This is a genomic window from Saliniramus sp. (assembly GCF_035311605.1).
Taxonomy (GTDB): domain Bacteria; phylum Pseudomonadota; class Alphaproteobacteria; order Rhizobiales; family Beijerinckiaceae; genus Saliniramus.
Map to the genome: position 1 here is coordinate 1 of NZ_DATGCW010000011.1, position 8,835 is coordinate 8,835.

Genomic DNA, 8,835 nt, shown 5'->3' on the forward strand with positions numbered 1-8,835 from the left:
ATCGAGGCGCATCTGGCGGCCCGCAACGGCGCGCCCGCGATCACCCTCTCGGACGAGCGTGATGCGTTGCTGGAGACCGGCGGCGGCATCCGCCGCGCCCTGCCGCTTCTGGGGGAGGCGCCGTTTCTGGCGATGAACGCCGATACGCTGTGGATCGAGGAAGCGCAGTCGAATCTTGGCCGGCTGATCGCGGCCCATGATCCGGCATCAATGGACATGCTGCTCTTGCTCGCACCCGTCGATGCAGCCGTGGGCTATGACGGGCGCGGGGATTTCCTGATGGATGAGACGGGGCGCCTGACGCGCCGGGGCCCGCAGCCGCAGGCACCCTTTGTCTATGCCGGCGCAGGGATATTCCATGCCGGGCTCTTCGCCGGTACGCCCGACGGCGCCTTCTCGCTCAATCTGCTGTTTGACCGCGCCATCGCCGCCGGGCGGCTCCACGGACTGCGCCTCGACGGCACATGGCTTCATGTCGGCACGCCCGGTGCCATCGCGGAAGCGGAAGCGCATATCGCGAAAGCGCGCTGAGCCGCTTTACTGCGCTGCGAATTGCGAGCGCTGGGCCCAGCCGGTCATGCGCTTCTCGACGAGGGCGGTGGCGGCATACATGATCACGCCGAGCACCGCGAGGGCGATCAGAGCCGCCCAGAGCAGCGGCACGTTGAAATCGGCGCTGGCGCGGGCCATCAGATTGCCGACCCCGACATTCGAGGCGTTGTACTCGGCGATCACCGAGCCGACATAGGCGAGCGTGATCGCGACCTTGAGCGATCCGAAGAAATACGGCATCGCACGCGGAATTCCCACCTTGACGATGATGTCGCGCTTGGAGGCGCCGAGCGCGCGCAGCACGTCCTCGGTCTCCGGCTCGATCGTGGCGAGGCCGGTGGCGACATTCACCACGATTGGAAAGAACGAGATCAGGAAGGCGGTGAGCACCGGCGGCAGCCAGCCCACACCGAACCAGATCACGAGGATCGGCACCACGGCGACCTTGGGAATGGCGTTGAAACCCACCAGCAGCGGATAGGTCCCTGCATGCACGATCCGCGAGGCGCCGAGCGCCATGCCGAGCAGCAGGCCGAACACCACCGCGAGGCCGAATCCGGCGAGCGTCATCCAGGCGGTGTGGAAGGAATGGCGAAGGAGCTGTGTGTGATACTGATAGATGGAGTCGGCGATCAGCGTCGGCGCCGGCAGTACGAAGCTCGAGATGCCGAAGGCCCGCACCACGATCTCCCAGACGACGAAGAAGCCGAGGGTGAAGATCCAGGGGGCGAGGAGGAGGGTGGTGCGTGTGCGTCTTGCGGCCATGATCCGCGCTCTCCCGATCAGGCCGCCTCGCGCGCGGTGGCGATATGGCCGCGCAGCTCGTGGACGATGTCGATGAATTTCTGCGTATAGGTGATTTCGATGTCGCGCGGTCGCGGCAGGTCGATCTCGCGCTCGGCGATGATCCGTCCGGGCCGCGCGCTCATGCAGAAGACACGGTCAGCGAGGAAGACCGCTTCGCGCAGATCATGCGTGACGAGAATCACGGTGAAACGCTGGGCGGCATGCAGGTCGCGGATGATGCCCCAGAGTTCCTCGCGGGTGAAGGCGTCGAGCGCACCGAAGGGCTCGTCGAGCATCAGCAGCTTTGGCTCGTGGATCAGCGCGCGGCACAGTGAGGCGCGCTGCTGCATGCCTCCGGAAAGCTGCCATGGGAATTTCGGGCCCTGCCCGGCGAGCCCGACCTGGGCAAGCAGCGCCTCGGCGCGCGCCTCGTATTCCTTGCGGTGGCTGCGCAGGCGCCGGCGATGCGGCTGCACGATCTCGAGGGGCAGGAGCAGGTTCTTCAAGGTGGTGCGCCAGGGCAGCATCACCGGATTCTGGAAGGCCATGCCGGCGAGCTTGACCGGTGCGGTCACCTGTTGGCCATCGACGATGATGCTGCCCTTCGCAGGAAATTGCAGGCCGGTGGCGAGTTTCATCACTGTGGATTTGCCACAGCCGGACGGGCCGACGATGGCGGCGAACTCACCCTCACGGACCTTGATGGTCATGCCTTCGACGGCCGGCTGCCCGTCCTCGGACCCGGCATAGATGTGGGTGACGTCATGGATATCGACGAAGGCGGTCAAGGCGGGGCTCCGGGCGGGAGGCGCCCCCGGGCAGAGATACCCGGGGGAGGGGAGGGCTGGGTCGGCGGCGCTTGCAGCGAGGCCGACAGAGGCGTCGTTCAGTCGAACCGGCGCTCTTCCAGCGGCGGCAGGAATTCATCGGTGAAGATGTCTTCCAGCTCCGGCTTGTCGGCAAATTCGAAGGTCAGACCGATCTGGTCCAGAGCCACGGCAAAGCGCTCCGCATCGACCCCGCCGAAGCCGTTCTCGCGAACCTCGTCGGTGATGATGTTGTTCTCGATCGTCATTTCCAGGCGGTCACGTTCGACGTCGCGGCGCGCCACGTCGTTGTATTGCACCACGAAACCGGCGCCCTCGTCCGGGTTGTCGATGACGTCACGCAGGCCCTTGATGAAGGCGCGCAGGAAACCCTCGATCGCCTCCGGATTCTCCTCCATCAGCTCCGGGCTCGCCATGATCACGTTGCCGTAGAGCTCGACGCCGTAATCGCCCATGTTGAGCACCACGATGTCGTCCATCGGCACGCCGCGCGCGGCGAGATTGATCGCAGAGGACATGGCGAAGCCGAACACTGCATCGACCTCACCCTGTGCGAGCATCGGCTCACGCACCGGGAAGCCGACATTCTCGAAGGTCATCTCCCATTCCTCGGCGTCGATATCATTGACGTCGCTGAAGATCGGCCATTGCGCGAAGGCGGCATCGGGGGCCGGAGCGCCGAAGCGCTTGCCGCGCAGGCTCTCGATATCCTCGCTGATGCCGCGGCTGGCGCGACCCACAATGGCGAAGGGCGGGCGGTTATAGACCATCATCACGGCCTTGACGCCGACTTCGGGATTCTGGTCGCGGAAGCGGATCAGCGAGTTGATGTCGCCGAAGCCCATGTCATAGGGTCCGGTGGCGACGCGCGGGATCGATTCGAGCGAACCGGCGCCGGAATCGATGGTCACGTCGAGGCCTTCCTCGGCGAAATAACCCTTCTCGATCGCCGCGAGGAAGGGGGCGGAGGGGCCCTCGAAGCGCCAGTCCAGCGTGAAGCGGATCGGCGTCTGCGCCTCGGCGGCGGTGGAACCCGCCACGAGCCCAACGATCCCCGCCGTCACGGCCAGGCCGGCGGCGAAGGTGGAGAGCAGCAAACGGCGTGTGAGCGAACGCAGTGCAGGTGCGGGCAGGTGGGGCATCGTGACGGTCTCCTCGACGGCTGGTTCGGTGACGGCTGGTTCGGTTTCGGTTTGCGGCGGCGCGCAAAGTGCGATCCGGTGATCGGAACAGACGGATGATGACAACGGTTGCGGCTCGGACATGACGGCAAAGCGGATATCTCGTGGTGCTTGCACACCTGCCACACCAGCAATAGCCGGATGACCAGCTGATAAACCGTCACGCACGGAATGCCGCCGGGGAAGGGGGCATATTTCCCTAGCGGAGGGCCGCGGATCGTGCAGGCCTCGCAGCATGATGCAGGCTTCGCAATTGCAAAGCCAAAACGTCCTCAGGTCAAGCACGATGCCACGATTCATGGCAATAACTTGGGCAGAAGCAGCCCGCGTGCATGGCAAGTTCCAGTCAGCCGCCCAAGAAAACGGCAGAAGCTCCCGGTCAGCGCATTTTGCACCCGGGGGGCATCAGCAAGCAGCGGCATCTCCCGCCCCGATCGCGGCGGTGCATGTTGGCGCAAGCCACGCGCCATCGCTCAATCGCCAGGTCGCGCCTGCGCACCGTGGTGGTGGCAACGAGCCAACCGACATGTGCTTCGCCTTCGGGACTGCCGGGGATCAGCCGGCATTTCCATCGTGATGACGGCGGTGGGCGGTACGCGTTTTTGCTTGACCCGTCTATAGCTTCACAGCTGATGACTCTCCCGAAAGCCGGGAAGCGGCGTAGGCGACGAGGCTGCGGATGTATCAGATTTCAGAACTGGCGGAGAGTGTCGGTCTGTCGCGTGCGACGCTGCTCTACTACGAGAAGCTCGGCCTCCTGCAGGGCAAACGGCAGGCGAACGGGTATCGCGTCTACACCGATGCCGACCGGCAGCGGCTGCGGCTTCTGCAGCAGCTACAGGCTGGCGGGTTGAGTCTGAAGGAATGCAGGGCGTGCCTCGATGGCAAGCTTGATCGCGGCATGCTGGGCCGGCGCCTCGCGACTCTTGAGCGGGAGATCACGGACAAGACGCGGTCGCGCGACCTGCTCGCTGCGCTGCTGGGGCGGGCAAGCCTGAAGGAATGGCATGCGGAAGTCGAGCGCGTGGCGCCGGACATGCACCGCGCCTGGCTGATCAAACAGGGATTCTCCAGCAAGGAGGCAGCACGGATTGCCTGGTTGTCGAAGGACATGAATTCCCATGACGACTACATGGCATCCTTCATGAGGGTTTTTGCCGGGCTCGACCGATGGGGCCCGGGTACTGCGGAAGCGACAATGAGGGCGCGCGCCATGCTGCCCTTCTCACCCGGGGCGATTCTCGAGATCGGCTGCGGCCCCGGCATGGCGACGATGACGCTGGCCGGGGCGACCGCCGCGCGGATCCTGGCGATCGATACGGATGAAGGCGCATTGGCGCGATTGCGCGAGCGCGTCGCGGCGCACGCTCTGGGCGACCGGATCGATCTGCGCACCATGGATATGGCGCAGCTGCCGGTCACGGAGCGCGGGTGGGACGTCATCTGGGCCGAGGGGAGCGCTTACATCCTCGGTGTGGAGCGTGCGCTGCGGGACTGGTGGCGACTCCTGCGCCCCGGTGGCGTTCTCGTCTTCTCCGACATGGTCTGGCGCACGCAGACACCAGCGGAGGACCTGCGCGCCTTCTGGGCTGCAGAATACCCCGGCATGACCCGCGTCCCGGTCCGGCTCGACCAGGTAAATCGCACCGGCTACCGGGTGCTGGGCCATTTCGACATGGGGCGCGAGGCGATGGACGCCTATTATCGTCCGCTGGAGGCGCGTCTGGCGGCATTGGCCGTCGATCTCGCGAATAGCCGGGTGCACGGGGACCTGCGCGCGGAACTGGACGCCTACCATGCCTGCGACTCTCTTGTGAGCTGCGAGATGTTCGTGGTGCAAAAGCCCCGGGACGCAGGACCCACGCCACTCACCGATTGAAATACCGGAAGCTCCCATTCCGCCACGGAGACGCGACAATGGAATTTACTACGGATTACGAAAACAGGACCGCAGCGGTCGCCGACCTGTTCACCGCAACCTTCACAGCAACCGCCGGCGCGCAGGAGGGCGCGTTGATCGGAAAGCTGGTGCGGCGACTGATGGCCGAGACGCCTGAGGAGGACATCAGGGTGTTTCTGGCCGTTGATGACGGTGTGCTCGTCGGTGGCATCTTTTTTTCAAGATTGTCCTATGAGAGGGATACCCGCGCGGTTTTTGTTCTCGGCCCCGTCGCTGTGGCGACCGAGCGTCAGCGTCGTGGCATCGGGCAAGAGCTGATCGCCTACGGCCTCGAACGGTTGCGTAGGGAGGGCATGGACATCGCGGTGACCTATGGCGACCCGGACTTCTATGGCCGCATCGGATTCAAGGCGATCACCCAAGCCGATATCCCTGCGCCCTTCGCCCTGCAATATCCCGAAGGCTGGCTGGGGTTGTCACTGACAGATACCGCTGCGGCACCGATGGGCCAGACACCACTTGCGGGGGCTGCGCATTGTGTGGCGGCGCTCGACGATCCCGTCTTCTGGTAAGTGGGCTGCACGGCCTTCCCCCGGGCCCGTCACACCGAGCGCTGAAAAAAGGGCCCGACCGTTGCCGTACTCCGATGCGGGTCACGATGCCGTGTCTCGACGAAACGATTATGCCGGGTTAAGCGAAACCCTTGTCGCTGCCGCAATCTTGCGGCCCTATTCCAATTCAGTAAGGTGATTCATGGCCGACGATCAGGCGACGGCGGAGAAGCCGCAGACAGCGACGACGCAATCCGCAGGGGGCATGGCCGCTCCGGCGACCGGGGGAAAAAAGCGCGAGATCCGGACCGATCTGTGTGTCATCGGCGCCGGATCGGGCGGGCTTTCCGTCGCGGCGATCGCAGCCTCCTTCGGCGTGCCGGTGGTGCTGATCGAGCGCGGCGCGATGGGCGGTGATTGCCTCAATGCCGGTTGCGTGCCTTCGAAATCGCTGATCGCAGCCGGCGAGCGCGCCCATGCCATGCGCGAGGCCGCCGCTTTCGGCATCACGGCGCAGGAGCCGCAGGTCGATTACGCCGCCCTCCGCGACCATATCCGCGACGTCATCGCCGGAATCGCGCCGACCGATTCGCAGGAGCGTTTCGAGGCCATGGGCGTCACGGTCCTGCGCGAATCGGCACGATTCACGGCGCGCGACCGGGTCGAGGCCGGTGATGCCGTGATCCGGGCACGCCGCTTCGTCATCGCCACCGGGGCGCGTCCCGCGATCCCGCCGATTCCGGGACTTGCCGAGACGCCCCATCATACCAACGAGACGATCTTCGAATTCACCGCGAGGCCCGGCCATCTCATCGTGATCGGTGGCGGCCCGATCGGGCTTGAACTCGCCCAGGCCCATGCCCGACTGGGCGCGCGGGTCAGCGTCGTCGAGGCGCAGGACATCCTCGCGCGCGAGGATCGTGAACTCGCGGAAGTGGTGGAAGCGCAACTGCGCCACGAGGGGGTCGGCTTCCATCCGAATGCAAAGATCACCGCCGTCTCGGGCGCGGACGGCGCAGTGCGCATCACTCTCGCGGGGGGCGATGACGCCGGCGAGACCGTGTTGGAAGGCAGCCATCTCCTCGTTGCCACCGGGCGCAAGCCCGTTCTCGACGGTCTCGGTCTCGACGAGGCCGGCATTCGGCATGACCCTTCTGGTATTACCGTCAACCAGGGCCTGCGCACATCGAACCGGCGTGTCTACGCGATCGGCGATTGCGCCGGCGGCGCGACCGGCGGCTATCGCTTCACCCATGCGGCGAACCAGCATGCCGGGCTTGTCATCCGTTCCGCGCTTTTCCGTTTGCGCGTGAAGCTCGACAACGCCATCATCCCGCGTGTCACCTATACGGATCCGGAGCTCGCCGCCGTGGGTCTTGGCGAGGAGGAAGCGCGCAAGGCGCATAAGGGGCGCATCCGCGTGTTGCGCTTTCCCGTGGCCGAGAACGACCGCGCGCGGGCGGAGCGGCGCGAGGCCGGTCATGTGAAGGTGATCGCGAATCACAAGGGCCTCGTGCTCGGCGCCACCATCGCCGCGCCGCAGGCCGGGGAACTGATCGCCTTGTGGACGCTTGCCGTGACGAAGAAGATGAAGGTGCAGGATATCGCGGGAATGGTCATGGCTTATCCGACACTCTCGGAGATTTCGAAACGCGCGGCGGTGGAATTCCTCAAGCCGTCGGCGCGGATGTCGAGCGTACGCCGGCTGATCCGCTTCCTGCGGGTGTTCGGATAAGCGTATGGATGCAGGCTCGCCGGAGGAGATGACCAGGGCGCATGCGGGATCGCGATCGCCGCACCCGCCCCGCTTCGGCCTCTCGGCGCGGCTGTTGTGGCTGACGATCGGTTTCGTCATGCTCGCCGAGGTGCTGATCTACGTCCCCTCCGTGGCACAATTCCAGCGTAACTGGCTGAACGACCGGCTCACCGCCGCGCAGATCGCCGCGCTCGTTCTCGACGCTGCACCCGCCGACGGGCTTTCGCGCGATCTCGAGGATGACCTCTTGCGGGGCGTCGGGGCAATGACGGTGGCGGTGCGCGGCGGGGGCACCCGCCGTCTGCTCGCCGTGGCCGATATGCCGCGCGAGGTGGGGCGGGTGATTGATCTGCGCGAGCAGGGTCTGATCTCCGGCATCAGTGCCGCCTTCAACACGCTGATGCGTCCGAGCGCGCGGCCGATGCGTGTGGTCGGGGCGGGGATGGACGCGCCGGAGGGCATGCGGGCCGTGGCCCCGGTGGATTTCGTCGAGATCGTCATCGACGAGGCCCCCCTCCGCGCGGCGCTGCTCACGTTCTCGCGCAATATCCTGATCCTTTCGCTGATCATCTCGGTGATCACGGCGGGGCTCGTCTATCTGGCGTTGCAATGGGTGATCGTGCAGCCCGTGCGCCGGCTCACCGACAATCTCACCCGTTTCGCCTCTGATCCGGAGGACCGGGCACGCATCATCGCACCCTCATCGCGCGGTGACGAGATCGGCGTGGCCGAGCGGGCGCTGGAGCAGATGGAGCGGGCTCTGGAGCGGGCGCTGGCGCGCAAGCGGCGTCTGGCCGAGCTCGGTCTTGGCGTTTCGCGCATCAATCACGAACTGCGCAACATGCTCACCGCCGCGCAGCTCCTTTCCGACCGGATGGCCAGCGCTTCCGATCCGATGGTGCAGAAATTCGCCCCGCGCCTGGTCGACACGCTCCAGCGGGCCATCGACTTCAGTGAGGCCACGATGGCCTTCGGCAAGGCGGAGGAGCCCGAGCCGTGCCCCGTGCGCTTCGCGCTCGCGCCGGTCGTCAGCGAGCTCGGCGATCTGCCGGGCCTCGTTGCCGAGGACGATCCGGATCTGGCCGTGACGGGCAATGCGCAGGGCGAGGCCGAGGCGCAGGCGCCGGTGCGGCTCGCCGTCGATATCCCCACCGATCTGACGCTCGTAGCCGATCGCGAGCAGACGACAAGGATCTTCGTCAATCTCGCGCGCAACGCCGTCGAGGCCATGCGCAAGACGCCACCGCCAGCGCGGCGCCTTTTGGTCACCGCGCAGCGCCTG

The 8,835-nt window shown here is 65.9% G+C and carries 8 protein-coding genes; 5 read left to right on the forward strand and 3 right to left on the reverse strand.

Translation table 11 applies throughout. From position 1 onward, the window contains the following. Positions 1-531: nucleotidyltransferase family protein (locus VKP01_RS00585; RefSeq protein ID WP_324409701.1), on the forward strand; the 531-nt coding region annotated here is incomplete at its 5' end. Between the two features lie 6 nt (positions 532-537). Here the strand turns inward: VKP01_RS00585 and VKP01_RS00590 are convergent. The 3 genes from VKP01_RS00590 to VKP01_RS00600 all read right to left on the reverse strand — a co-directional run bounded on the left by VKP01_RS00590 (position 538) and on the right by VKP01_RS00600 (position 3,307). After that, positions 538-1,317, reverse strand: a complete 780-nt coding sequence (locus tag VKP01_RS00590; protein ID WP_324409702.1) for an ABC transporter permease — start codon at positions 1,315-1,317, stop codon at positions 538-540. A gap of 17 nt (positions 1,318-1,334) precedes the next feature. Then, positions 1,335-2,126 (reverse strand): ABC transporter ATP-binding protein, encoded by a 792-nt coding sequence (locus VKP01_RS00595; protein WP_414706478.1) that lies wholly within the window; start codon positions 2,124-2,126, stop codon positions 1,335-1,337. Positions 2,127-2,224: 98 nt separating this feature from the next. Then, entirely contained in the window at positions 2,225-3,307 is a 1,083-nt protein-coding gene (locus VKP01_RS00600) for an ABC transporter substrate-binding protein (protein ID WP_324409703.1), read from the reverse strand. A gap of 718 nt (positions 3,308-4,025) precedes the next feature. On the opposite strand from VKP01_RS00600, the gene VKP01_RS00605 reads away from it, so the two are divergent. The 4 genes from VKP01_RS00605 to VKP01_RS00620 form a co-directional block, all read left to right on the forward strand. Next, complete coding sequence (locus tag VKP01_RS00605; protein WP_324409704.1) at positions 4,026-5,225, forward strand: MerR family transcriptional regulator; 1,200 nt, start codon at positions 4,026-4,028, stop codon at positions 5,223-5,225. Between the two features lie 38 nt (positions 5,226-5,263). After that, entirely contained in the window at positions 5,264-5,818 is a 555-nt protein-coding gene (locus VKP01_RS00610; protein WP_324409705.1) for an N-acetyltransferase, read from the forward strand. A gap of 181 nt (positions 5,819-5,999) precedes the next feature. Then, positions 6,000-7,532: a dihydrolipoyl dehydrogenase family protein gene (locus VKP01_RS00615; protein WP_324409706.1), complete on the forward strand. Its 1,533-nt coding sequence runs from the start codon at positions 6,000-6,002 to the stop codon at positions 7,530-7,532. A gap of 4 nt (positions 7,533-7,536) precedes the next feature. After that, positions 7,537-8,835, forward strand: a 1,299-nt coding sequence (locus tag VKP01_RS00620) for a HAMP domain-containing sensor histidine kinase (RefSeq protein WP_324409707.1), incomplete at its 3' end; no start/stop codon positions are given.

Excerpts from the sequence above, each read along its gene's own strand:
- VKP01_RS00590 (WP_324409702.1), bottom strand. The coding sequence starts at position 1,317 with ATGGCCGCAAGACGCACACGCACCACCCTCCTCCTCGCCCCCTGGATC.
- VKP01_RS00600 (WP_324409703.1), bottom strand. The coding sequence starts at position 3,307 with ATGCCCCACCTGCCCGCACCTGCACTGCGTTCGCTCACACGCCGTTTG.
- VKP01_RS00605 (WP_324409704.1), top strand. The coding sequence starts at position 4,026 with ATGTATCAGATTTCAGAACTGGCGGAGAGTGTCGGTCTGTCGCGTGCG.
- VKP01_RS00610 (WP_324409705.1), top strand. The coding sequence starts at position 5,264 with ATGGAATTTACTACGGATTACGAAAACAGGACCGCAGCGGTCGCCGAC.
- VKP01_RS00615 (WP_324409706.1), top strand. The coding sequence starts at position 6,000 with ATGGCCGACGATCAGGCGACGGCGGAGAAGCCGCAGACAGCGACGACG.